The organism is Pigmentiphaga sp. MLSB6-MA01 (assembly GCF_058793475.1).
On the sequence record NZ_JBXAFV010000008.1, the window covers coordinates 25946 to 48348 of the forward strand.

A 22403-nucleotide genomic window follows, 5' to 3' on the forward strand; every position below is an offset into this window, starting at 1 on the left:
ATACTGCGACGATACATGGCCAGGACTCAGGAAGCGGCCATCGCGGCGGTCCGGCCGGCCATCAGGATGGCCGCATGGATACGGGGCGAAACGTCATCGCGCTTGGGCGAGGACAGCAGATTCCAGACCAGCGAGTCGTCGAAGCGGAACCGGGCGAGCAGCATGCTGGAGCCGGCGATCTTGAGCAACTGGGCGGTCGTCAGCGAGGAAAGGATGTCAGCCACCTCGCTCGTGATGCCGAGGCGGTAGAGCGCCTCGGCGCGATCCACGCGCAACATCTGCTGCGCAAGCATCAGATAGGTCAGGTTGGCATCGCGGATTTCCTCGCTCAGCCTTGACATGGGGGAAGATTCGGCCAAGGGAGCCGATACGTCCAGATCGACCACGTCGCAAACTTGAGTCATCGCGATTCCTTTGAGGAAAACCCCGCTAGCGGGATGTAAGACAAGCGTCCTGGACGGCTTTTTCTTCCGACACAGGAACCAATTCAATATGTAAATTATTAGACACTTGTTACCATATTGACATCGGAACCCCGCTGGATTTCACGTCTGCTTAGGTACACTCCGCGTGTAAGAATATTTCTTACAAATTCTGTATCAGTTGTTTCATTTATACACGCAAATGCGAAACGCGATTCCACCCATCCAGCAGACTGCAGCCATGGCCGGAAACAACCATGCATTGCTGGAAGCCGCGCTGGAATCGCTTCCCGCCGCCACCTGGGTCGTCGACCGGGACGGCCGGTACCGGTACGTCTCCGCGGCCTACGCCAGGCTGCTCGGCATCCCCCGGGCCGCCGATTGCCTGGGCCGGACCATGGAAGAAACCATGCCCCCCTCGATCGCGCGCGTCCATGCGCTGCGCCATCGGCAGTTGCTCGAATCCCGCACCCGCAAGCGCTTCGAACAGATCTGGACGGTGGACGGCGAGCCGAGATGGTTCGAGATCCAGCTGAGCTGCCTGTGCAACGACGAGGGCGAGTCGATCGCCGTCTCCGGCTACGCGCAGGACATCACGCAGCACATGGAACAACAGGAGGCGGCCCGCCGCATCCAGAGCGAACTGGAGAAGCGGGTCGCGCAGCGCACCCACCTGCTGAGCGTGATCAACGAAGAACTGGAAGCCTTTTCGTATTCCGTCTCCCACGATCTGCGCGCGCCGCTGCGGCAGATCGCGGGCTTCGCCGGCCTGCTCGAGCGCGGCCTCGCCAGCCATCTGGGCGAAACCGACGCCAAGCACCTGCAGCACATCGTGGACAACGCGGGGCGCATGGAAGACCTGATCGGCGATCTGCTGCAGCTTGCACGCATCAACCAGAGCAGCCTGCTCAGGACCCGGGTGGACCTGGCCGCCATCGCGCACGGGGTCCTGGCAGACCTGCGCGGCGGCCAGCCCGGACGCCGGGTGGAGGAAGACCTGCCCGCCTCGGCCCTGGCCGAATGCGATGCCGGCCTGATGCGCATCGTGCTCGACAACCTGCTGGGCAATGCCTGGAAATTCACCGGCGGCCGCGCCGAGGCACACATCCAGTTCGGCAGCCTGCTGCGCGGCAACAGCACCATCTATTTCGTCCGCGACAACGGCGCCGGCTTCGACGCGCAGAACGCCGAACGCATGTTCGGCGCCTTCCAGCGCTTCCACCGCGCCAGCGACTTTCCCGGCACGGGCATCGGCCTGGCCACCGTCCGCCGCATCATCAACCGCCACGGCGGACAGATCTGGGCGGAAAGCGCCCCCGGGCAAGGCGCGACCTTCTACTTCACGCTGGAAACGCCGGCCTGACGTCCGCCCCGGCTGCGCCCACAATCGGACTGCCACGGAGAAACTTTAGCGGTATTTTTTTCCGCCAAACCGCCCTCTCCGCCTAAAGTTTTCAAATCGCCCCCCCGTTAATTGCCTCAACGCGGCCACGCTGGCACTTCATGCAGCCTGCGATGGCCCTGGCGCAATTGCGGAAGGACCTCCAGCCGCGGATGCATCGTCGGGCCCCCAGGGCCCCTCCTTGAAACACCATGTGACTCACCCTCACGGAGATAGGTCATGGCACAAGTCATCAACACCAACATCGCTTCGCTGAACGCGCAGCGCAACCTGAACAGCTCGCAGAGCGCCGTCAACACCGCCCTGCAGCGCCTGTCGACCGGCCTGCGCATCAACAGCGCCAAGGACGACGCCGCCGGCCTGGCCATTTCCGAGCGCATGAGCACGCAGATCAACGGCCTGAACCAGGCCGTGCGCAACGCCAACGACGGCATCTCGCTGGCGCAGACCGCCGAAGGCGCGCTGAGCCAGATCGGCACCAACCTGCAGCGCATCCGCACGCTGGCCGTGCAGTCGTCCAACTCGACCAACTCGGCCGATGACCGCGCCTCGCTGCAGAAGGAAGTGGCCGAGCTGACCGCCGAAATCGACCGCGTCGCCCGCGACACCGATTTCAACGGCACCAAGCTGCTGGACGGCTCGTTCGCCGCCCAGAAATTCCAGGTCGGCGCCAATGCCGGCCAGACCATCACCATCAACAACATCGCCGACGCCAAGGCCTCGACGCTGGGCCGGTACAACGGCTTCAACGCGACCAACCTGTCGATCGGCACCGCCAGCGACACCGCCGCGGCACAGTCCGTCACGTTTGGCTCCGCCGGCACGTTCGCCCTGGGCAACATCGCCAACGACGCCAAGGCCATCGCCAATGCCATGAACACGCAAGGCATCGCCGGCCTGAACGTCACCGCGAACGCCACGCAAGCCAACGGCACCTCGACCGTCACGACCACGACCGCCGGCACGGCCAGCTTCACGCTGAACGGCCTGACGATCAACCTGACCGCCACCACCAACGCCGCGACCAACCGCGAAACCGCCCTGACCGCGATCAACGCGCAATCGGCCACCACCGGCGTGCGCGCCGTCGACACCGGCTCCGGCCTGAAGCTCGAAGCCGCCGACGGCCGCAACATCACGATCGGCGCCCTCACGCTGGGTACCGCCGTCGCCTCCACCCTGTCCGACTTCGGCCTGGCCTCCGCCGGCACCACGGGCGCCTCGCTGAACGTCTCGTACAAGGCCCCCACGGGCGTGACCGGCTCCATCAGCAGCACCGGCGCCTTCACGCTGGCCGGCACGATCACCCAGACCGGCACCGCCCTGAACGCCATCGACATCTCGACCGTCGCCGGCGCCTCCAACGCCCTGTCCGCCCTGGACGCCGCGCTGTCCACCGTCAGCGACGCGCGTGCCTCGCTGGGTGCGATCCAGAACCGCTTCACCTCGGTCGTCTCCAGCCTGGAAACCACCTCGGAGAACCTGTCCTCGTCGCGCAGCCGCATCCAGGACGCCGACTTCGCCTCGGAAACCGCCTCGCTCACGCGCGGCCAGATCCTGCAGCAGGCCGGCACCGCGATGCTGGCGCAAGCCAACTCGCTGCCCAACAACGTGCTGACGCTGCTCCGCGGCTAAGCACCGCGGCATCTCCGCCGGACTTCCTCCGGCGGGACGTCCCCACCCCGCCTCGGGCCGGGTGGGGATTTTTTTATCCCGGGCGGCCCTCCTCCCGCCCCCCCCTCAAGTTTCCCTCCCCCGGCCCGTTAATCCACGTATCGCCCCCCCTATCGCCACGGAACATTCATGAGCATCCATGCCATCGACACCGCCGTCGACCTGCGCGCCTCGCCGGCCGCCGCCGCGTCGACCGCCCGGCCCATCGCGCCCGCTGGCTCGACCAACCTGCTCGACCCGTCGCTGCCCGCCACCGCGCAGGTGCCGGATGTGGGGGAACTGCGGGCCGCGGTCGATGCGTTCAACCGCTTCGTCCCGCTGGCGGCCCACAACCTGACCTTCAGCATCGACGATGACAGCGGCAAGGTCGTCGTCAAGGTGGTGGACGGCGATACCCAGGACGTGATCCGGCAGATCCCCTCCGAGGAAGCCTTGGCCCTCAGCCGCTCGCTGGACCAGATCAAGGGCGCGCTGCTCAGCCGCAAGGCCTGAGCCCCCCCACAACCCGATACCAGGAGAACTCCATGGCTAGCGTAGGATCCGCCCTCGGCGTGGGCTCCGGCCTCGAACTGTCCACCCTGTTGAGCAACCTGATGGCGGCCGAGAAAGTGCCGCTCACCAAGCTCCAGGCCCAGGCCACCTCGGCCCAGACCAAGATTTCGGCCCTGGGCCAGCTCAAGAGCTCGCTGTCGTCGCTCCTGACGGCCGCAGCGGGCCTGACGCCGGAAAAATTCACCGGACTGGTCGGCAGTTCGTCGGACTCGTCGGTGGCCTTCATCACGGCCGACAACAAGGCCGGCAAGATCAGCCACAAACTCGACGTCACCTCGCTGGCCCAGGCCGAGAAAGCCGTCAGCGGCGCACTGGCCAACGATGCGCAGCTGAACACGGGCACCCTGACCATCACGCTGGGCAAAGTCGAGAACGGCAGCTTCGTCGCCGGCGAGGCCGAAGCCAAATCCGTCGTCATCGACGCCACCAACAACACCCTGTCCGGCCTGCGCGACGCCATCAACAAGGCGGAAATGGGCGTCACCGCCTCGCTGGTCACCGATAGCAGCGGATCCCGGCTGGTGCTCGCGTCCAGCACCACCGGCGCGGCCAACGCGTTCCAGGTCACCAGTTCGGACTCGGGGACGGGCGGCAGCCAGTCGCTGGACCGCTTCGCCTACGACCCCGCCACCGCCCCGCCCTACGCCAGCGGCGGATCGCCCACCGGCATGAGCCAACTGCAGGCAGGCGCCGATGCGCTGTTCAAACTGGACGGCATGGAAGTCACCAGCGCCACCAACACGGTGACTTCGGTGCTCGACGGCATCACGATCACCCTGCAGAAATCCGGCACCACCACGATCGCCACCAATCCCTCGGCCAGCGGCGGCGCGGCGGCGCTGCAATCGCTGGTCACCGCCTACAACGCCTTCCTGAACGTCGCGGCCGCGCTGTCGGCCAACGCGCCCAGCGAAACCCGGGGCAAGGCCGGCGCCACGGGACCGCTGGCGGGCGACGGCCTGGTCCGCGACCTGACGGCGCGCATGCGCAATGAGATCTTCTCTCCCATGCAGGGCGCCACCGGCCCCTACACGACGCTGGCCTCGCTGGGCGTGGGCTTCGACCAGGACGGCGCGTTGACGCTGGACACCGACAAGTTCAACAAGGCCATGACCGCGGACCCGGGCGCCGTTTCCAGGCTGTTCACGCCCCAGCCGTTCGGCGAAGGCACGCAAAGCCTGGTCGAGCGCTTCACCGCGCAACTGTCGCCTTATACCGACAGCAAGGGCGTGATCGATGGCCGCACCGACGGACTGAAGAGCACGATCAAGACGCTGGAAACCCAGCAGAACCAGATGAGCAACCGGCTGGAACAGATCGAGGCGCGCTACCGCCGGCAGTTCACCGCGCTCGATTCGATGCTGACCCAGCTCAACAACACGGGCAGCTTCCTGACCCAGCAGATCGAGGCGCTGAAGAACCTCAACAAGTAACGCCGCCGGCACGCAAGCGGGAACTCATCGGTTTTGCCACGCCAATTCCCGCTTTAGGTCCATCACACCTAGTCGTTAAATCCGTCAGGGCTGCCGTGCAAGCGGCATGCCGCTACGCGTTCAGCAGGAGTCGCACGTGTCGGGATTCGGGAATTTCGGGGCCAGGGCCTATGTCAGCGTCGGAGTCGAGACCGGAGTCTCCGGCTCCAGTCCTCACGCGCTGATTCTGATGCTCTACGACGGCGCGCTGGAGTCGCTGCGCAAGGCCATCGGCTGCATCGAGGCCGGCGACCCCCTGGGCAAGACACGCGCGCTTTCCCGCGCCACCCGCATCATCGACGAAGGCCTGCGCGCCAGCCTGGACCACAAGGCCGGCGGCGATCTGGCCGGCCAGTTGAACGCCCTGTACGACTATATGCTCCGGCGCACGATGCAGGCCGGGATCGACAACGATCCGGCTCCCATCATGGAAAGCGTCCGTTTGCTCGACGGGTTGCGTGACGCCTGGGCGTCGATCCAATCCGACAGCCAGGTGGCTGCCTGACCATGGCAAGCGAGGATTCCGGCATGGCGCCAGCACCCGCCGGGCTGGCCGCGCTCTACGGCCAGCTGGCCGAGATCAGCCGCGCGATGCTGGCCGCGGCGCGCCGGGGCGACTGGGACGCCGTCACGGCCAGCGAGTCGGACTGCGCCGGGCTCGTGGGACAATTGCGCCTGCGCCCCATCGAGACCTGCCCGCCCGCCGAACGCGAAACCTGCATGCACCTGATACGCGAGATCCTTGCCAACGATGCCGCCACCCGGGACATTGCCGAGCCGTGGATGAAGGAGCTGGAGCAGATACTGCGGCCCCGCCGCCACCTCTTCGGCGCGCAGATGTACCGCTGAAAGGGCAGGCGCCCCTGCCCCGCGGGCGTGACGCCGCCCGCCCAGGAAGGCGCCATCGGACAGAACCCCATGCATAGCCCCGCACTATTTGGAGACCGCGCTTGGTAGCGGATACCCGCCAGACGCAGCCGGTCAGCGCCATCGCCCCCACGCAAAGCTGGGAGCGCTATCGCGAGGATGCCCGCGAGGCCGTGCTGGCTCGCCTGCTCAACGTCTCCGGCGCCAGCGGCCTGAGCGGCGGCGCCCGCCCGCCCGGCTCGGCGGGACTGCCTCACGGGCTGGTGCGGGCGACGGTACTCCAGGCCAACAGCGACACCGAAGCGCTGGTCAACATCGCCGGCAAGCCTTACCTGGTCAATACCCGCCAACCCTTGAGCCCTGGCGTGACACTGGTGCTGCGGCTGCTGGACGACCGCACCTTCCTGCACGGCCAGGAGGATGGCCGGATCGGCGGACCACGCTCCCCCGGGGACGGCGGCGGGCGCGGGCAGGCGCTCCCCGCGCCCGCCACCCCCGACGCCGAGGCCGCCTCCCCGGACATGGCCACGCGCATGGTACGCGGCGTATCGCCGGTCCCGATGCCCTCGCTGGCCGAGCTCAAGCTCGAAACCGGCGATACCAAGGTCTTGCTGAGCGGATCGGCCCGCCTGCTGCTGGCGCTGGTCGACGAAACCGGCGGCCTGCAACGCAGCGTGCCCCTGGACGCCCTGCGCATTCCGGCCGGCACGCTGCCCGATGAGGCCGCGCGCCAGATCCGGCAGGCCGTGCAGCAATCCGGGCTGTTCTACGAAGCCCATCTGCAGGAGTGGCGCGAGGGACGCCTGCCCCTCGAGGCGCTGCGCGCCGAGCCGCAGGCAGCGCTCTCGCCCGGCCCCCAGGCTCGCGCCCCCACCCCGCCGGCCGGCTCCCCCATGCCCGCGGCCGAGCCCGCCACGCCCGAACAGAGCGCGGCCAAGGGCCTGCAGGCGGCACTGGCCGCCATTCCGCCCGACGTGCGCCAGATCGTGCACGACCAGATCGCGGCGCTGGCCAGCGGCCGCCTGTTCCTGCAAGGCTCGTGGGCCGAACAACCCTTCACCCTGGAAATCGAACCGGACGACGGCAAGGCCGCCGACGCCGACCTGCCGCTGGCGTGGCGCGTCCGCATCTCGGTCCAGACGCGCCACCTGGGCACGATGCAGGTGGAAGTGGCGGTCAACGGCGCCGACACCCGCATCGCCATCCAGCCCGATACCCGGACACTACGCGGCCAACGCCTGCGCGACCTGCAGGCCCGGCTCACCGCCGGGGGCCTGGACCTGCAGCAGGCGCTGGACAGCCAGGGCCTGCGCATGTCCGACCTCAAGATCGCCACGGCGTCCCGATCGCCGGCCCGGACATGACCCTGCCCTCCACCGACCCGCTCCCCGACGGCCCGCTCGACCCCAAGCGCATCCAGGCGGTAGCGCTGCGCTACGAAAAGGAGCGCAAGACGCCCATCGTGGTGGCCAAGGGCAGCGGCGCGATCGCCGAGGAGATCCTGCGCCGCGCCAAGGAAGCAGGCGTGTTCGTGCACAGCTCGCGCGAGCTGATCGACCTGCTGATGAAAGTGGACCTGGATGCCCGCATTCCGCCGCCGCTCTACGCGGCGGTAGCGGAAGTGCTGGCATGGGTGTACAGGCAGGACGAGGAAGCCGGCACCGGTCCGGAGGGACGCCCGGCGGGTTGAAACCGGGGTCCGGCTCAGACCTGCATGTTCATGACTTCGTTGTAGGCCGCGATCACGCGGTTGCGCGCCTGGGCCAGCATCTGGAAAGACAAGCTGGCCTTGTTCATGGCGATCATCGTGGTTTCCAGGCCGACTTCGGGATCGCCCTGCTGATAGGCACCCTGGACGGCGGCGGCCTCGGACTGGGCGCGCTGCACGCCCTGGATCGCGTCGACCAGCACGTTGGCGAACGAAGCCGGTGCCGCGCCGGCGGCCGCGCCGCCGCCCATCAGGGCGTCGGGCCGCGACAACATCTGCGCCGCGCGCGTCATGCCGGTCTGCCCGGCGGAAGAAGCGAGCACGTCCTGGATGCGGTCCATATGCGGTTTCCCGTGGGCAATTCTGCGGAGACTGCAATGGTAGCCGCGGCGGGAAGGATCCAGACCGGGAAGTACCGGGGCAAAACCCGTCTATTCCCTCCTTGGCCGTGACATCCTGCATCAAATAATACAAGCCCTGGGAAATGGGCTGCTCTGGCGCCCCCTCTCCTTATTTGGTATTCAAAGCCCCGCTTCACTACATGGCCGACGACACGCAGAACCCACCCGCCGCCGGGGCGCCACGCGGTAACAAGCTCCTGGAAGCGTTCGGCAGGCTGTCCACGCGTCACCGGCTCGCCTTGCTGATCGGCATCCCCATGCTCGTGGCCATCGTGGTCGCCGCGCTGCTGTGGGGCCGCGACCCGGAGTACCGCGTCCTGTTCAGCGGCCTCTCCGACCAGGACGGCGGCACCATCGTTGCCGCGCTGCAGCAGCAGAAAATTCCCTACCGGGTCGCCGATGGCGGCAGCGTCATCCTGGTTCCGCCCGCCCAGGTCCACGAAGTGCGGCTGCGCCTGGCCTCGCAGGGGCTGCCCCGCGCAGGCAACGTCGGTTTCGAGCTGATGGACAACAGCCGCCTGGGCCTCACCCAGTTCCAGGAACAGGTCAACTACCAGCGCGCGCTGGAAGGCGAACTGGCCCGCTCCATCCAGAGCCTGGGCACCGTCAAGAGCGCGCGGGTCCACCTCGCCATCCCCAAGCCCAGCATCTTCATGCGGGAACAGAACCGGCCCACCGCGTCCGTGCTGGTGCAGATGCTGCCCGGCCGCGTACTCGAACGCGGCCAGGTCGCCGGCATCGTCCACCTGGTCTCCTCCTCGGTTCCGGAACTGGCGCCGGGAGCCGTCAGCGTGGTGGACCAGACCGGCACGCTGCTGTCGGCCAACGACACCGACCCGAACGGCCTGGACGCCACGCAGCTCGAATACCTGCGCACGCTGGAGCGCCAGTACACCCGGCGCATCTCCGAACTGATCTCGCCCATCGTGGGCGCCCAGAACCTGCGCGCGCAGGTCGCGATCGACCTGGATTTCAGCCGGCACGAACAAACCGACGAAACCTACCGCCCCAATGGCGCCTCGCCCGACCAGGCGGCCATACGCAGCCGGCAGAGTTCGGAGTCGCACGAACCGGCATCGGGCATGGACGGCGGCGTACCCGGTACGCTCAGCAATACGCCGCCGGGAGTCGCGATCGCCCCCACCACCGGCGGCGCCGCCACCAACCCGCCCGCGCCGGGCACGCCGGCCCGCCCCCCCGCCCAGAACGTGAAACGGGCGGACACCACCAACTACGAACTCGACAAGACCGTGCGCTACGTGCGCGAGCCCGTGGGCCGCGTCAAGCGCCTGTCGGCCGCCGTGGTCGTCAACCACCGCACCAGCGTGGTCAAGGGTCAGACCGTCAGTACGCCGCTCAGCGATGCCGAACTGGCCCAGATCAAGGCCCTGGTCAACGAAGCCGTCGGATTCGATGCGCAGCGCCGCGACTCCGTCTCGGTCATCAGCATCCCGTTCAACGAATCGGCCGCGGAAACCCCCGCCGAGCCGGCGTTCTGGCAGCAGCCGGAATTCATCAACCTGACACGCGACATAGGCGTGGCGCTGATCCTCGCGCTCGCGGTGCTGTACCTGATCATCGGCGTGATACGTCCGGCCATCAAGCAGTTGACGACGCCCCCGCCGCCGCCCGAGCCCGTCTTCTCCACCGCCGGCCCCGCGATGATGGTCGACGCCGAGGCCGAGGCCGACGCCGCCGAGGCTCAGCCGGAAGAGCCGCTGGAGAAGGTCCGCCGCTTCGCCCGGGAGAACCCGCAGGTCGTCGCCACGGTGATCCGGCAATGGGTGAATGATGTGTAACCCCCACCTACGCGCTTCGCGCGTCCCCCAGGAGGCGATGCGGCTGGACCGGCCAAGCCGGGTCCGCCGCATCCAGGGTCCAGGTCTCTTGTCTTGGGTTGTAGCGCCGGGGCTGTCGCGGGCCGCCGGCGGTTGCAGCGAACTGATATGCCAATGATGAACGTAGCGAATACCGAACCCGACCAGGGGGTTGCCGATGGGGCGATCCTGTTGTTGTCGCTGGGGGAGGAAGAGGCGGCCGAGGTGCTGAAGTACCTCTCGCCGCGCGAGGTGCAGAAGCTGGGTACCGCGATGGCGGGCATGCAGGGGATCGCGCGCGAAGCCATGGATCAGGTGATCCAGCGCTTCCAGACGGACATCGGTGCGCACACGGGGCTGGGCGCCGATGCCGACGCCTATCTGCGCAGCGTGCTGACCAAGGCGCTGGGCGCGGACAAGGCAGGATTCCTGCTGGACCGCATCCTGCACACCGGCGACACCTCGGGCATCGAGAGCCTGAAGTGGATGGACCCGGCCAGCGTGGCCGAGCTGATCCGCCACGAGCACCCCCAGATCATCGCATCGATCCTGGTGCACCTGGAGGCGGACCAGTCCGCCGCCGTGATCAATTACCTGACCGAACGCGTGCGCGCCGACGTCCTGCTGCGCATCGCCACGCTGGACGGCATCCAGCCGGCCGCGCTGCGCGAGCTGAACGACGTGCTGCTGAAGATGCTGTCGGGCAACGAACAGATCAAGCGCCGCAAGCTGGGCGGAGTCAAGACCGCCGCCGACATCCTCAACTACGTGGGTTCGTCGTCCGAGCACCAGATCCTGTCCATCGTCAAGCAGGTCGACACGGAACTGGCGCAGCGCATCGTCGATGAAATGTTCACTTTCGAGAACCTCATCGACGCCGACGACCGCGGCATGCAGCTCCTGCTGCGCGAAATCACGCCCGACTCCCTCATCCTCGCGCTCAAGGGGGCCAGCACCGAGCTGCGGGCCAAGGTGTTCCGCTGCATGCCGGCCCGCGCCGCGCAGCAGCTGCGCGAAGACCTGGACGTGCGCGGCCCGGTCAAGATCTCCGAGGTCGAGGCGCAGCAGAAGGAAATCCTGAAGGTCGCGCGCCGGCTGACCGAATCCGGCGACCTGGCGATCAACGGCATGGGCGAGGAGCAATATGTCTGAGCCGCTGCCGGGCGCCCGCCGCATCCTGCGCGCAGACGAAGGCCGGCACCTGCCGGTCTGGCGCCTGGACACCTTCGGCGATCCGTCCATGCAGGACGAAGCCCGGCGCCGGCCGCAGACACCCGAGGAACAACGCGCCATCGAGGCGGCGCTGCTCGCCGCGCGGCAAGAGGCCGAACGCCGCCCGCACGGGGAAGCCATCCGGCGGGAAACCGCCGCGCCGGACTCCGCCGCGGCCGGCACGGCACCACCGCCCCCCGCTCCGGTCCCGACCGTGGATCCGGCCGAGGCCGAGCGCATCAAGACGGCGGCATTCGACGAAGGCTATGCCGCGGGCTACGACCATGGCAGCGCCGCGGCCCGCCGCGAGGCCGAGCAATTGCGGACGATGGCGCGCGCCGCCTCGGCCGTGTTCGACCGCTTCGAGACCGAACTGGCCCCCCGCCTGCTGGAACTGGCCATCGAGCTCGCGCGCCAGGTCGTCCGGCGCGAACTCGCCCAGGACAACAACATGATCCTGGCCGTGGTGCGGGACGCCTTCAACCAGCTCATCGGCGGCGAGACCGGCAGGCAGTTGCTGCTGCACCCGTCCGACGTGCAACTGGTGCGCGCCCACCTGGGCGAGGAACTCGAACTGGGGCAATGGAAGATCGTCGAGGATACCGGCATCGAAGCCGGCGGCTGCCGGATCGCCACCCAGCAGTCGGACATCGACGCGACGCTGGCCACGCGCTGGAAGCGAACCCTGGCCGCGCTGGGCCAGGATGGCCCCTGGAGCGACGACCGTGCATGACGCCACAGCCAGCCTGGCCCGCTTCGTCGAGGGCTGCACCGCCCGGGTGCGGACGGCGGCGCCCGTGGCGGCGGCGGGCCGCCTGACCCGCGTGGCCGGCCTGGTCATGGAGGCCGTGGGCCTGAAGCTGCCCGTGGGCAGCACTTGCCGGATCATCCAGGCACATGACCGCGCCGCCGAGGCGGAAGTGGTCGGCTTCAACGGCGAACGCCTGTTCCTGATGCCCTCCAGCGAGGTGCACGGCCTGACGGCGGGCTCACTGGTCATGCCGCTGGAACCGCAGCGTCCCGCCCCCGTCTATCCGCCAGGCGACGAAGCGGCCGGGCAGAACTCGGCGGCGGAGGAAGTCACCAAACACCTGCCCGTGGGCGACGCGCTGCTGGGACGCGTGGTGGACGGCGCCGGGCGCCCGCTCGACCGCCTGGGCCCGATCACGTCCGCGCAGCGCGCCCCGCTGGCCGCGCGGCCGGTCAACCCCATCGAGCGCCAGCCCATCGAACGCCCCCTGGACGTCGGGGTCCGCGCCATCAATGCCATGCTGACGGTGGGACGCGGACAGCGCATGGGCCTGTTCGCGGGCTCGGGCGTCGGCAAGAGCGTGCTGCTGGGCATGATGGCGCGCTACACCGAGGCCGACGTGACCGTGGTGGGCCTGATCGGCGAACGCGGCCGCGAGGTCAAGGAATTCATCGACCACATTCTCGGGCCGGAAGGACTGGCGCGGTCGGTCGTCGTCGCCGCGCCCGCCGATGCCGCGCCGCTGATGCGTTTGCAGGGGGCCGCCTACGCCACGGCGCTGGCCGAGCATTTCCGCGACCAGGGCAAGAACGTGCTGCTGATCATGGACTCGCTCACGCGCTACGCGATGGCCCAGCGGGAAATCGCGCTGGCCATCGGCGAACCGCCGGCCACCAAGGGCTATCCGCCGTCCGTCTTCGCCAAGCTGCCCGCGCTGGTCGAGCGCGCCGGCAACGGCACGCACGGCGCCGGGTCGATCACCGCCTTCTACACGGTGCTGACCGAAGGCGACGACCAGCAGGACCCGATCGCCGATTCGGCCCGCGCCATCCTGGACGGCCACATCGTGCTCAACCGGGCGCTGGCCGACACCGGCCACTATCCGGCGATCGACGTCGAGCAATCGATCTCGCGAGCCATGCACAACATCGTCGGCGCCGAGCAGCAGCGCCATGCCCGCACCCTGAAGAAGCTGTTTTCCCGCTATCAGCGCTCGCGCGACCTGATCCAGGTCGGGGCCTACGTGCCAGGCACGGACCCGGAACTCGACCAGGCCATCGCCGCGCATGCGAGCATCGGCAATTTCCTGCAGCAGGACATGCAGGCCCGCGCGCCCTATGCCGACAGCCTGACCTTGATGACCGCCATCGCCGAACACTTCGGCGGCGGCAACTGACCCGCCCCAGAGGCCCGCCATGACGTCCACCACCACGCTCGCCACGTTGATCGAACTTGCCGAAGGCCGCAAGAACAAGGCGGCCCAGGAGTTCGCCCTGGCCGCCGCGGCGCACTCGCGCGCCCGGGAACGTCTGGTGTTGATCGAAAACTACCGGTCGGACTATGAATCACGCATGCGCAACCAGACGGGCATCGGACTGGACGGCACCCTGGTCGGCAACTACGCGCGCTTCATCCAGCAATTGAGCGAGGCGGTCGCGCAGCAGGCGCAGGAGGTCGAGCGCTGCGCCGGACACCTGGACGCGACCCGGGGGCTGTTCTTCGACGAGGAACGCAAACTCAAGTCCCTGGAGATCCTCGCCCAGCGGGAGACCCACCGGCAGGAGTCGACCGAGGCCAGGCGCCAGCAGAAGCAGATCGATGAATTCGCCAGCCGCCGGCACTTCGGCACCTCGACCGGATACGCGATATGAATGCGCTGCCTGTCCCGTTCGCCCAGGCCGTGGTTCCGCCCGCACCGCCCTCGCCGGTGCCGGGCGACGGCACACCGGCGGACCAATCTTTCGAGGGCCTGCTGGCGGCCGCGGCCCAGGCCCTGGCCCCAGCCCGGACAGACCCCCGGGAAGATGCCGAAGCGGCTGACGCCGAAGCCTCCGGCGGCCAGGACGCCGATGCTCCCGCGATCGTGCCGGACCTGCCCTGGCTGTCGCAGTGGGCGAGCTACCTCGCACCGCCCACCGCGACGCAGCCGCTGGCGGGCAGCGCCCTCGCGCCGGATGCCGCGCCGGATGCCAGCGGCGCGCTCGCGCCGGCCGCCGCGCTTGCCTCCACGGAGAAACCGGCTTCGGCCTCGCCATTTCCTGGCTTGGCGGAGCAGGATGCTCCCGCTCTCGCGACGAATCCGGCCGCTGGCGTGGCGGCGCGCCCCGACTCCGCCATCCCCGTCCCCGGCATGGCCCCGGACGCGGCCGGCCGGCGCGGGGAGCGGATTTTCGCCACGTCCCGCGCCCAGGTGCCGGCGGCACCGCAACCCGAGGCCGCGGAACCGGCGGCGCGAGACGCGTCCGCCGACCCCTCGGGGGTGCTGCAGGCGTCCTCCACGGTACCGGTCAGCGCCCCGCCATCCCATCATTCGACAGCGCCCGCCGCGCGGGGCGAGGCGCCGACGGTCCCCGGGGCGCCGGTTCCGCTGCATGCGGGCGCGCTGCAGGACCGCATCGACACGGCCCTGCGCTGGATGGCCGCGGGCCACTTGCAGACCGCGCAGTTGCGCGTCGACCCCGAGGCGCTGGGCCCGATCACGATCCACCTGCGCCTGGACGGCGAAGCGGCCAGCGTGGTGTTCGGCAGCAACCACGAATCGACGCGCCAAATGCTGGAAAGCTCGCTGTCCGGCCTCAAGGACGTGCTGGCCACCCATGGCCTGAGCCTCGGACAGGCCTCGGTGGGCAGCGAGCAGCAGAGCGGCTTCCTGGCGGCGCGGCAATTCGCCGAACGCGAGGCGCCGCGGGACCGCGGGGCATCCGCCGAAGCCACGGGGCCGGCCGCCGGCACCGGCACGGCCGGCGACACCGTCCGGCCCCGCGCCGTGGGCAACGGCATGGTCGACCTGTACGCATGAGACCGGCGGCAACCTTCGCCGGCGCGCGTCCAGGCAGTCAACCACAGGATTTCCCCTGCTTTTCCACCGATCGATACCCACCCGTTTCCTGATAATCCAACCTCGGGGCAGTTCGCTGCCTTTTTCCATCGACTCCGGAGATGTTGTTCATGGCCGAGGCCATTGTTCCTGTGAAACGCACCCGCACCTGGCTGTTCGTACTGGGCGGACTCGTACTGCTGGTCGTGATCGCGGCCATGGCCGCGCTGCTGCTCGTCCACAACAAGCAACTGGCCAATTTCGAGACCTACAGCTATCCCGGATTGCAGCAGGAAGACGACCCGTCCCAACCCGGATCCCCCACCCCGCCGGCCCCCGCCACGTCCCCGAGCTCGGGCAAGCACGTTTTCACTGCCCTGGACCTGTTCACGGCCAACCTGGCCGAACGCGACCACGACCGCTTCGCGCAGGTGGGGGTGGTGATCGAAGTGGGCGACGCCAAGGCGGGTGCCGCCCTGAACGCGGTCATTCCGCCCATCCGCAGCGAGATCCTGCTGCTGTTGAGCTCCAAGACGGCCGAAGAACTGCTCAGCCTGAAGGGCAAGCAGACCCTGGCCGCGCAGATCGTCGACATTGCCCGGAAATACATTGCGCCCGAGTTCCGCACCAATGTCTACGCCGCGCATTTCTCCAGTTTCGTGATCCAGTAGGTCCCGTTGCGCCGTGACGCCCATGAAGCCTCCCCACGACGCCGCCCGGAGCCCCCGCGATGGCCGGTGAATTCCTGTCGCAAGACGAAGTCGACGCCCTGCTGCGGGGCGTTACGGGCGAGCACGACGATCTTCCCAAGGAAGAAGAGCCCGCCGGCATACGTCCGTACAACCTGGCCAAGCAGGAACGCATCGTGCGCGGCCGCATGCCGTCGCTCGAGATCATCCACGACCGCTTCGGCCGCCTGCTGCGCGTGGGGCTGTTCAACTTCCTGCGGCGCAATCCCGAGGTATCGGTCGGTCCGGTGCGGCTGGTCAAGTACAGCGAGTTCCTGCGCAACATCGTCGTCCCGACCAACCTGAACATCGTCTCGCTCAAACCCTTGCGCGGCAATGCCCTGTTCATCTTCGAGCCGCGGCTGGTGTTCTCGGTCATCGACAACCTGTTCGGCGGCGACGGCCGCTACCACACCCGGGTCGAAGGGCGCGACTTCACCGCCACCGAGCAGCGCATCATCCAGCGCATGCTGGCGGTGGTGCTGGACGAATACGCCAAGGCGTGGGCCGCCGTCCATCCCATGCACTTCGAATACCAGCGCGCCGAAATGCATACGCAGTTCGCCAACATCGCCACACCATCCGAGATCGTCGTCTGCTCCACGTTCTCGATCGAATTCGGATCGTCCGGCGGCGACCTGCACATCTGCTTTCCGTACGCGTCGGTCGAACCCATCCGCGATGCGCTGTACAGCCCGGTCCAGGGCGACCAGATGGAACCCGACAAGCGCTGGCTGCGCATGTTGTCCAGGCAGATCCAGCTGGCGGACGTCGAGATGGTGGTCAATCTGGCCCAGAGCGAACTGGTGTTGCGCGACCTGCTGAACATGCAGAAGGGCGATGTCATCCCGATCGACATCGCTCCCACGCTGCCGGCCTATGTCGACGGCGTGCCCATATTCGACTGCAAGATCGGCGTCAGCAACGGGCAATACGCGATCCGCATCGGCAAGGTGCTGGCCACCCTGCAATCGGAAAACCAGTTAGGAGAAGAGAATGGAAGCGGATCCTGAACACCTGCCCGAGTCGCCCGGCGCCACCGCCGACGACGACTGGGCCGCCGCGCTGGCCGAGCAATCGCAGGCCAGCGCCGCCGCGCGCCCCGCCGACGAACTGTTCGAGCAGTTCACCCCCGGCGGCGAGACGTCCAGGACGGTCAACGACATCGAGATCATCATGGACATCCCGGTCACCCTGACCGTGGAGCTTGGCCGCACCCGCATCCCCATCAAGCAGATCCTGCAACTGGCGCAGGGATCGGTGGTGGAACTCGACGGCCTGGCCGGCGAGCCCATGGACGTGATGGTCAACGGCTGCCTGATCGCCCAGGGCGAGGTGGTCGTGGTCAACGACAAGTTCGGCATCCGGCTGACCGACATCGTGACGCCGTCCGAACGACTGCGCCGCCTCAACCGCTAGCCTCCCATGATTTCTCCCGGTTCCACCCTGCAAACCGTGCTGGCGCTGGCCGCCGTCCTGGCCTTGATCATGGCCTGCGCCTGGCTGCTGCGGCGCGTGCAGCGCCCCCAGGCCAGCGGCGCCAACCCGCTGCGGCTGCGCGGCCAGTTGATGGTCGGGCCGCGCGAACGCGTGGTGCTGGTCGAGGTCGCGGACCAATGGATCGTCGCCGGCGTCTCGGCCGGCAACGTCCGGCCGCTGGCGGTCCTGCCAAGGCCTGACGACGCCCCGCTCCCTGAATCCGCCCAGGCCGCCCCGCTGCCCGACTTCCGCACGCTTCTCGCCCGCTTCGGCAAACAATAATGATGCGCGCGCTGTTCCTCCCCCTCGCCGCGCTCCTGCTGCTGGCCGCGAGCGGCGTCCATGCGCAGGAAGCCGGCATCCCCGCCCTGACCAGCAGCCCCGGCCCCGGCGGCGGCACCACCTGGTCGCTGTCGCTGCAAACGCTGCTGGTACTGTCGGCCCTGAGCTTCCTGCCCGCGGTGCTGCTGATGATGACCAGCTTCACGCGCCTCATCATCGTGCTCTCGCTGCTGCGCAGCGCGCTGGGCCTGCAGGGATCCCCGCCGAACATGGTGCTGATCGGGCTGGCCCTGTTCATGACCCTGTTCATCATGACGCCCACCTTCGACCGGGTCTATACCGAGGCCTACCAGCCCTTCGACAGCAAGCAGATCGACTTCCGCGAGGCGCTGGACAAGGGCCAGGCGCCGATGAAGGACTTCATGCTCAGGCAGACCCGGGAGTCCGACCTCGCGCTGTTCATGCGCCTGGCCGGCACCCCGCCGGTGTCCGAGGCTGCCCAGTTGCCGCTGCGCGTGGTGGTGCCCGCCTTCGTGACCAGCGAACTGAAAACGGCGTTCCAGATCGGTTTCATGGTCTTCCTGCCCTTCCTGGTCATTGATCTGGTCGTTTCCAGCGTGTTGATGTCCATGGGCATGATGATGCTCTCGCCGGTACTGATCTCGCTGCCCTTCAAGCTCATGCTCTTCGTCCTGGCCGACGGCTGGAACCTGCTGATCGGCAGCCTGGTCGCCAGCTTCCGATGACACGCCATCCCCCGCATCCCGCGCACCTCTCCGAGGGCCTCGCATGAACAGTACCGCCGGCATCCTGACCCTGGCCCAGGAGGCAGTGCAGATCGCCATCTACCTTGCCGCGCCGCTGCTGCTGTCGGCCCTGGTGGTGGGGCTGATCATCAGCGTGCTGCAAGCGGCGACCCAGATCAACGAAATGACCCTGTCCTTCGTGCCCAAGCTGGTCGCCATCTTCGCCGCGGCCCTGATCGCGGGCCCCTGGATGCTGTCGATGATGACCGACTACATCCGGCGGCTGTTCGAGAACATCCCCTTCATGCTCGGCTGAGCCCCGCCGCGCCCGTGATCAGCTTCACCGACGCCGACCTCCACGCCGCGATCGCGGCGTTGCTGTGGCCTTTCGTGCGCACCCTGGCGCTGGTGCAGACCGCGCCGGTGTTCGGACACCGCGCCGTGCCCCATCGCGCCAAGATCGGCCTGGCGCTGCTGATCTCCCTGCTGGTGGCCCCGGCCGTGCCGGCCTCGCCCGTGGATGCGTTCTCCGGAACCGGCCTGCTGCTGCTCCTGCAGCAGATCATCGTCGGCGCGGCCATGGGCTTCGGCCTGCGCGCGGTGTTCGCCGCCTTCGAACTGGCGGGCGATCTGGTGGGGCTGCAGATGGGCCTGGGGTTCGCGTCATTCCTGGACCCTCAACGTGGCGCGCCCTCACCGCTGCTGGCCAACTTCCTGATGCTGTCGGCCATGCTCGCCTTCCTGGCCACCGACGGCCACCTGACGCTGCTGCTGACCCTGGGCGACAGTTTCCGCATCATCCCGGTCTCGCCGCACCCGCTGGACAACCTGGACTGGATGCGGCTGGCCAACCTGGGCACCGTCGTCTTCGCGGGCGGCCTGCAGATCGCGCTGCCGGTACTGGCGGCGGTCCTGTCCATCAACATCGCGCTGGGCTTCGTTTCGCGCAGCGCGCCGCAGCTCAACATCTTCAACCTCGGCTTCGCGGTCACGCTGCTGGCGGGCCTGTTGCTATTGTGGCTGACCTTCGGCGTGCTGGCCGGCCCGATGGAACGCATCGTGGGCATTGCCGTGCCCTACTTCAAGACCGCCGTCATACGCTGACGGGAACGGCCCGCCGGGGCCTACCAGTCCGGCTGCCGCGGCGCGCGCCGCATCCGGCTCAGGTCGGCGCCGATACGCGGCCCGGGGAACACCAGGCTGATGCGGGTGCCATCGAACTCGGGACGGCTGCGCAGATCCCAATGCGCGCCGTGCGCCTCGGCAATCTCCTTGACGATGGCCAGCCCCAGGCCCGAGCCGCCGGCCAGCGAATTCTTCGCCCGGTAGAAGGCGTCGAAAACCCGCGCCCGATCCTCCAGCGCGATACCCGGACCGTCGTCCTCGACGGCCAGGCTGGGCGGTGAGTCGTTCACGCGCAGCACGATCTGCCCAGGTCCGCCGTGATAGCGGATGGCGTTGTCCACCAGATTGCCCAACAACTGATCGAGCAGCACCGCATCGCCATCGACCCAGACCGGCTCGTCCGGCGCAACCAGCACGATCTCGACCTGGGCAAGGCGGGCCGCGGGAATCCAGCGCGCACCACACTCGCGCGTCAGCTCGGTCAGGTCGATGCGGGTGAAGGCATCGCGCGGCCGCGCGCTCGCATCGACGCGCGCCAGCACCAGCAATTGCTCCCCGACGCGGATCATCCGGTCGGCGGCTGCCTTGATCCGCTCGGCGCGCTGGCGCACGTCGTCGGGCAACGGCCGCAACAGCATCAACTCCGACTCCAGCTTCAGACCGCTGAGCGGCGTACGCAACTGGTGCGCCGCATGGCCGATGAAGCGGCGCTGCGCCGCCACCGCCTCGTCCAGCCGACCCAGCAGAGAATTGGTCTTGGCAATGAGCGGCGTCAGCTCGCTCGGCACGTCGTCGCCGCCTATGGGCTGCAGGTCGTCGATGCTGCGGCTCTCGATCTCGTCCGACAGCTTGCTGACCGACTCCAGCCCCGAGCGCACGGCGGTGACGATGACAAAACCCAGCAACGCGATCAGCAACAGTTGGCCCGCGATGAGCACCGACAGGATCTCTTCGATGAACCGGCCCCGGGTATTGAGCGTCTCGGCCATCGCCACTTCGATCAGATAATCGTCGAAGCTGAAATTCAAGGCCACCGCGCGCACCGGCAAGCCTTCCACGAGCGGATCGTAGATCGTCGGCTCGGCCTTGTTGATGCGATCGAGCAGCGTGGGGGGCTCGACGGCGTCATCCTCCGCGCTTTCCTGATCGCCCGCCATCGGCGGCGAAGGCAAGACCGCCGTTCCCGCGATGATCTCGCCGTCGACGCTGATGCGGAAATACGTCCGCTCGTCGGGGTCCGTGGTCAGGAAGCGGGTGGTGTTCCAGGACGGATCGAGCTGCGGTCCCAGCGACGTCATGACGACCTGGCGCGCCAGCGCGCGGGTGGTATCGATCAGCGCGCGGTCGTGGGACTGGGTATTGAGCTTGCGGGTCAGGACATACGTGATGACGCTGTCCATGGTGGCCAGCAGCAGCACGGCCGGCAACAGCCGCACCAGCAGATGCCAGGCCAGGGAACGCCGGTGCAGGCCCCGGTTCGCCGGGGCCTGCGGGGCGTCATGGCGCGACGGCATCGGACTCCAGCAGATAGCCGAATCCGCGCACGGTCTGGATGCTGACCCCGGCCTTTTCCAGCCGCTTGCGCAGGCGATAGACATAGACCTCGACGGCGTTCTCGCTGAAGTCGGCATCCCAGGCCGACAGCGAATTGACGATCTGCCGCTTGGTCACGACACGGCCGGCGCGCGCCATCAGCATTTCCAGCACCGACAGCTCGCGTACCGACAACGCCACGCGCTCGCCGCCGACCCGCAGTTCGCGGCCGATCGTATCGAAGCTCAGGGCCCCGACCTCCATGATCGGATTGACCTGGCCCGCGCGCCGCCGGACCTGCGCCCGCACGCGCGCCGCCAGCTCCGGCAACTCGAAAGGCTTGGTGACGTAGTCGTCGGCGCCGGCGTCCAGGCCGGCGACCCGGTCTTCCAGCGCATCCCGTGCGGTCAGGATCAGTACCGGTACCTGATTTTCGTTGGCCCGCAGCCGCCGCAGCACCGTCAGGCCGTCCTCGCCCGGCAAATTGAGGTCGAGCAGCACGAGGTCGTAGCCCTGGCCGGACAGCGCGGCCGAGGCGCGTTCGCCGCTGGAAACGAGATCGACGGCGTAGCCCTGGTCGCCCAGGAACTCAGCCAGGGCGCCCCCCAGGGTGGCGTCGTCTTCGATGACCAATACACGCATATGACAAAACGCCGGCGAACCGGCGCGGCGAGAAGGGGAAAGCCGCTAGGGTAAACCCACGCGCCGATGAAAGCTAGGCCCCACGGCGCCGGACTTCCGCCATTCCCTTACCTGGCCGCCGGCGGGGCCTCCGGCGTGCTGACAAAGCCGATGCGCTTCAATCCCGAGCGGGACGCGTCGGCCATGACCTGCGCCAGCACCTCGTAGCGGGTGTTCTTGTCGGCCCGCAGGTGCAGCTCGGGCTGCGGCGTGTCCTTGGACACGCTGGCGAAACGGCCGGGCAGGTCGTCCAGCTCGACCGGCGCATCGTTCCAGAACACCTTGCCGCTGGCGTCGATCGCCAGGTCGATCTTGGCCGGATCGGAATCGACCGGTGACGAGGTCGCCTGCGGCACGTCGATGCGCACCGCATGGGACAGCAGCGGCGCCGTGATGATGAAGATGACCAGCAGCACCAGCATCACGTCGATGAGCGGCACCATGTTGATCTCGGATTGCGGCGCTCCCGCCCCGCGACCGCTGTTGAAACTGCCGAAAGCCATGGAAGACTCCT

25 protein-coding genes and 2 pseudogenes are annotated in these 22403 nt (G+C 68.2%); 21 read left to right on the forward strand and 6 right to left on the reverse strand.

Annotated elements, in window-relative coordinates; all coding sequences use genetic code 11:
* Positions 1 to 26 precede the first annotated feature (26 nt).
* Positions 27 to 341, reverse strand: coding sequence for a flagellar transcriptional regulator FlhD (flhD, locus tag AC1Q6E_RS14340; RefSeq protein ID WP_152794468.1), 315 nt, complete (start codon positions 339 to 341; stop codon positions 27 to 29).
* 322 nt (positions 342 to 663) lie between these two features.
* Here flhD and AC1Q6E_RS14345 point away from each other — a divergent pair, with 322 nt between their 5' ends.
* The 8 genes from AC1Q6E_RS14345 (at position 664) to AC1Q6E_RS14380 (ending at position 8079) form a co-directional block, all read left to right on the forward strand.
* Entirely contained in the window at positions 664 to 1785 is a 1122-nt protein-coding gene (locus tag AC1Q6E_RS14345; protein WP_296557559.1) for a sensor histidine kinase, read from the forward strand.
* A 258-nt stretch (positions 1786 to 2043) separates the two neighbouring features.
* Complete coding sequence (locus AC1Q6E_RS14350; protein WP_492572983.1) at positions 2044 to 3459, forward strand: flagellin N-terminal helical domain-containing protein; 1416 nt, start codon at positions 2044 to 2046, stop codon at positions 3457 to 3459.
* Between the two features lie 168 nt (positions 3460 to 3627).
* Positions 3628 to 3990, forward strand: a complete 363-nt coding sequence (locus AC1Q6E_RS14355) for a flagellar protein FlaG (protein ID WP_296557562.1) — start codon at positions 3628 to 3630, stop codon at positions 3988 to 3990.
* Positions 3991 to 4022: 32 nt separating this feature from the next.
* Positions 4023 to 5483 (forward strand): flagellar filament capping protein FliD, encoded by a 1461-nt coding sequence (fliD, locus tag AC1Q6E_RS14360; RefSeq protein ID WP_296557564.1) that lies wholly within the window; start codon positions 4023 to 4025, stop codon positions 5481 to 5483.
* A 106-nt stretch (positions 5484 to 5589) separates the two neighbouring features.
* Positions 5590 to 6027, forward strand: a complete 438-nt coding sequence (gene fliS, locus AC1Q6E_RS14365) for a flagellar export chaperone FliS (protein WP_152792335.1) — start codon at positions 5590 to 5592, stop codon at positions 6025 to 6027.
* Positions 6028 to 6050: 23 nt separating this feature from the next.
* Positions 6051 to 6371, forward strand: coding sequence for a flagellar protein FliT (locus tag AC1Q6E_RS14370; RefSeq protein ID WP_296557568.1), 321 nt, complete (start codon positions 6051 to 6053; stop codon positions 6369 to 6371).
* A gap of 101 nt (positions 6372 to 6472) precedes the next feature.
* Positions 6473 to 7753 carry a hypothetical protein gene (locus AC1Q6E_RS14375; RefSeq protein WP_492572984.1) on the forward strand — a complete coding sequence of 427 codons (1281 nt, stop codon included), beginning with the start codon at positions 6473 to 6475 and terminating at the stop codon, positions 7751 to 7753.
* On the forward strand, positions 7750 to 8079 hold the full coding sequence (locus AC1Q6E_RS14380) for an EscU/YscU/HrcU family type III secretion system export apparatus switch protein (RefSeq protein WP_152792327.1): 330 nt from the start codon (positions 7750 to 7752) through the stop codon (positions 8077 to 8079). Before AC1Q6E_RS14375 ends, AC1Q6E_RS14380 begins: the two co-directional genes overlap by 4 nt.
* Before the next feature lie 14 nt (positions 8080 to 8093).
* Here AC1Q6E_RS14380 and fliE read toward each other — a convergent pair whose 3' ends face one another.
* On the reverse strand, positions 8094 to 8438 hold the full coding sequence (fliE, locus tag AC1Q6E_RS14385) for a flagellar hook-basal body complex protein FliE (protein ID WP_152792326.1): 345 nt from the start codon (positions 8436 to 8438) through the stop codon (positions 8094 to 8096).
* Between the two features lie 200 nt (positions 8439 to 8638).
* Between fliE and fliF the strand changes: the two genes are divergently transcribed.
* From fliF to fliR, 13 genes are all read left to right on the forward strand, one after another.
* The gene (fliF, locus tag AC1Q6E_RS14390; protein ID WP_492572985.1) at positions 8639 to 10297 is read left to right on the forward strand and encodes a flagellar basal-body MS-ring/collar protein FliF; all 1659 of its coding nucleotides are present in this window, start codon (positions 8639 to 8641) and stop codon (positions 10295 to 10297) included.
* 153 nt (positions 10298 to 10450) lie between these two features.
* On the forward strand, positions 10451 to 11467 hold the full coding sequence (gene fliG / locus AC1Q6E_RS14395; protein WP_296557575.1) for a flagellar motor switch protein FliG: 1017 nt from the start codon (positions 10451 to 10453) through the stop codon (positions 11465 to 11467).
* On the forward strand, positions 11460 to 12260 hold the full coding sequence (locus AC1Q6E_RS14400; protein ID WP_492572986.1) for a flagellar assembly protein FliH: 801 nt from the start codon (positions 11460 to 11462) through the stop codon (positions 12258 to 12260). Before fliG ends, AC1Q6E_RS14400 begins: the two co-directional genes overlap by 8 nt.
* Complete coding sequence (gene fliI, locus AC1Q6E_RS14405) at positions 12232 to 13674, forward strand: flagellar protein export ATPase FliI (protein ID WP_492572987.1); 1443 nt, start codon at positions 12232 to 12234, stop codon at positions 13672 to 13674. The genes AC1Q6E_RS14400 and fliI overlap by 29 nt, the downstream gene beginning before the upstream one ends.
* 19 nt (positions 13675 to 13693) lie before the next feature.
* Positions 13694 to 14149 (forward strand): flagellar export protein FliJ, encoded by a 456-nt coding sequence (gene fliJ, locus AC1Q6E_RS14410; protein WP_152794358.1) that lies wholly within the window; start codon positions 13694 to 13696, stop codon positions 14147 to 14149.
* Positions 14146 to 15297 carry a flagellar hook-length control protein FliK gene (locus tag AC1Q6E_RS14415; RefSeq protein ID WP_492572988.1) on the forward strand — a complete coding sequence of 384 codons (1152 nt, stop codon included), beginning with the start codon at positions 14146 to 14148 and terminating at the stop codon, positions 15295 to 15297. The genes fliJ and AC1Q6E_RS14415 overlap by 4 nt, the downstream gene beginning before the upstream one ends.
* Positions 15298 to 15446: 149 nt before the next feature.
* On the forward strand, positions 15447 to 15986 hold the full coding sequence (locus AC1Q6E_RS14420) for a flagellar basal body-associated FliL family protein (RefSeq protein WP_296557584.1): 540 nt from the start codon (positions 15447 to 15449) through the stop codon (positions 15984 to 15986).
* Between the two features lie 59 nt (positions 15987 to 16045).
* A complete protein-coding gene (gene fliM, locus AC1Q6E_RS14425) occupies positions 16046 to 17056 on the forward strand; it encodes a flagellar motor switch protein FliM (protein WP_152796143.1) in 1011 nt (336 codons plus the stop codon).
* Positions 17040 to 17462, forward strand: coding sequence for a flagellar motor switch protein FliN (gene fliN, locus AC1Q6E_RS14430; RefSeq protein WP_152796145.1), 423 nt, complete (start codon positions 17040 to 17042; stop codon positions 17460 to 17462). Before fliM ends, fliN begins: the two co-directional genes overlap by 17 nt.
* Positions 17463 to 17468: 6 nt before the next feature.
* Positions 17469 to 17804 carry a flagellar biosynthetic protein FliO gene (fliO, locus tag AC1Q6E_RS14435; protein WP_152796147.1) on the forward strand — a complete coding sequence of 112 codons (336 nt, stop codon included), beginning with the start codon at positions 17469 to 17471 and terminating at the stop codon, positions 17802 to 17804.
* Positions 17805 to 17806: 2 nt separating this feature from the next.
* Positions 17807 to 18550, forward strand: a complete 744-nt coding sequence (gene fliP / locus AC1Q6E_RS14440) for a flagellar type III secretion system pore protein FliP (RefSeq protein WP_296557656.1) — start codon at positions 17807 to 17809, stop codon at positions 18548 to 18550.
* Between the two features lie 43 nt (positions 18551 to 18593).
* Positions 18594 to 18866: a flagellar biosynthesis protein FliQ gene (fliQ, locus tag AC1Q6E_RS14445; RefSeq protein WP_087839561.1), complete on the forward strand. Its 273-nt coding sequence runs from the start codon at positions 18594 to 18596 to the stop codon at positions 18864 to 18866.
* 14 nt (positions 18867 to 18880) lie between these two features.
* Positions 18881 to 19654, forward strand: a complete 774-nt coding sequence (gene fliR / locus AC1Q6E_RS14450; protein WP_492572989.1) for a flagellar biosynthetic protein FliR — start codon at positions 18881 to 18883, stop codon at positions 19652 to 19654.
* A 20-nt stretch (positions 19655 to 19674) separates the two neighbouring features.
* Here fliR and AC1Q6E_RS14455 read toward each other — a convergent pair.
* From AC1Q6E_RS14455 to AC1Q6E_RS14470, 4 genes and pseudogenes are all read right to left on the reverse strand, one after another.
* Positions 19675 to 20631 (reverse strand): annotated as a pseudogene (locus tag AC1Q6E_RS14455) (sensor histidine kinase); the annotation flags it as partial.
* Positions 20632 to 21273, reverse strand: a pseudogene (locus AC1Q6E_RS14460) (sensor histidine kinase N-terminal domain-containing protein); the annotation flags it as partial.
* A complete protein-coding gene (locus AC1Q6E_RS14465) occupies positions 21173 to 21850 on the reverse strand; it encodes a response regulator (protein ID WP_152796153.1) in 678 nt (225 codons plus the stop codon). The pseudogene AC1Q6E_RS14460 and the gene AC1Q6E_RS14465, both read right to left, overlap by 101 nt.
* Positions 21851 to 21957: 107 nt before the next feature.
* Positions 21958 to 22392, reverse strand: coding sequence for an ExbD/TolR family protein (locus AC1Q6E_RS14470; protein WP_152796155.1), 435 nt, complete (start codon positions 22390 to 22392; stop codon positions 21958 to 21960).
* Positions 22393 to 22403 lie beyond the last annotated feature (11 nt).

Coding starts and splice junctions, on each gene's coding strand:
- flhD (WP_152794468.1), bottom strand. CDS start 341: ATGTCAAGGCTGAGCGAGGAAATCCGCGATGCCAACCTGACCTATCTG.
- AC1Q6E_RS14345 (WP_296557559.1), top strand. CDS start 664: ATGGCCGGAAACAACCATGCATTGCTGGAAGCCGCGCTGGAATCGCTT.
- AC1Q6E_RS14350 (WP_492572983.1), top strand. CDS start 2,044: ATGGCACAAGTCATCAACACCAACATCGCTTCGCTGAACGCGCAGCGC.
- AC1Q6E_RS14355 (WP_296557562.1), top strand. CDS start 3,628: ATGAGCATCCATGCCATCGACACCGCCGTCGACCTGCGCGCCTCGCCG.
- fliD (WP_296557564.1), top strand. CDS start 4,023: ATGGCTAGCGTAGGATCCGCCCTCGGCGTGGGCTCCGGCCTCGAACTG.
- fliS (WP_152792335.1), top strand. CDS start 5,590: ATGCCGCTACGCGTTCAGCAGGAGTCGCACGTGTCGGGATTCGGGAAT.
- AC1Q6E_RS14370 (WP_296557568.1), top strand. CDS start 6,051: ATGGCGCCAGCACCCGCCGGGCTGGCCGCGCTCTACGGCCAGCTGGCC.
- AC1Q6E_RS14380 (WP_152792327.1), top strand. CDS start 7,750: ATGACCCTGCCCTCCACCGACCCGCTCCCCGACGGCCCGCTCGACCCC.
- fliE (WP_152792326.1), bottom strand. CDS start 8,438: ATGGACCGCATCCAGGACGTGCTCGCTTCTTCCGCCGGGCAGACCGGC.
- fliF (WP_492572985.1), top strand. CDS start 8,639: ATGGCCGACGACACGCAGAACCCACCCGCCGCCGGGGCGCCACGCGGT.
- fliG (WP_296557575.1), top strand. CDS start 10,451: ATGATGAACGTAGCGAATACCGAACCCGACCAGGGGGTTGCCGATGGG.
- AC1Q6E_RS14400 (WP_492572986.1), top strand. CDS start 11,460: ATGTCTGAGCCGCTGCCGGGCGCCCGCCGCATCCTGCGCGCAGACGAA.
- fliI (WP_492572987.1), top strand. CDS start 12,232: ATGGCCCCTGGAGCGACGACCGTGCATGACGCCACAGCCAGCCTGGCC.
- fliJ (WP_152794358.1), top strand. CDS start 13,694: ATGACGTCCACCACCACGCTCGCCACGTTGATCGAACTTGCCGAAGGC.
- AC1Q6E_RS14415 (WP_492572988.1), top strand. CDS start 14,146: ATGAATGCGCTGCCTGTCCCGTTCGCCCAGGCCGTGGTTCCGCCCGCA.
- AC1Q6E_RS14420 (WP_296557584.1), top strand. CDS start 15,447: ATGGCCGAGGCCATTGTTCCTGTGAAACGCACCCGCACCTGGCTGTTC.
- fliM (WP_152796143.1), top strand. CDS start 16,046: ATGGCCGGTGAATTCCTGTCGCAAGACGAAGTCGACGCCCTGCTGCGG.
- fliN (WP_152796145.1), top strand. CDS start 17,040: ATGGAAGCGGATCCTGAACACCTGCCCGAGTCGCCCGGCGCCACCGCC.
- fliO (WP_152796147.1), top strand. CDS start 17,469: ATGATTTCTCCCGGTTCCACCCTGCAAACCGTGCTGGCGCTGGCCGCC.
- fliP (WP_296557656.1), top strand. CDS start 17,807: ATGCGCGCGCTGTTCCTCCCCCTCGCCGCGCTCCTGCTGCTGGCCGCG.
- fliQ (WP_087839561.1), top strand. CDS start 18,594: ATGAACAGTACCGCCGGCATCCTGACCCTGGCCCAGGAGGCAGTGCAG.
- AC1Q6E_RS14465 (WP_152796153.1), bottom strand. CDS start 21,850: ATGCGTGTATTGGTCATCGAAGACGACGCCACCCTGGGGGGCGCCCTG.
- AC1Q6E_RS14470 (WP_152796155.1), bottom strand. CDS start 22,392: ATGGCTTTCGGCAGTTTCAACAGCGGTCGCGGGGCGGGAGCGCCGCAA.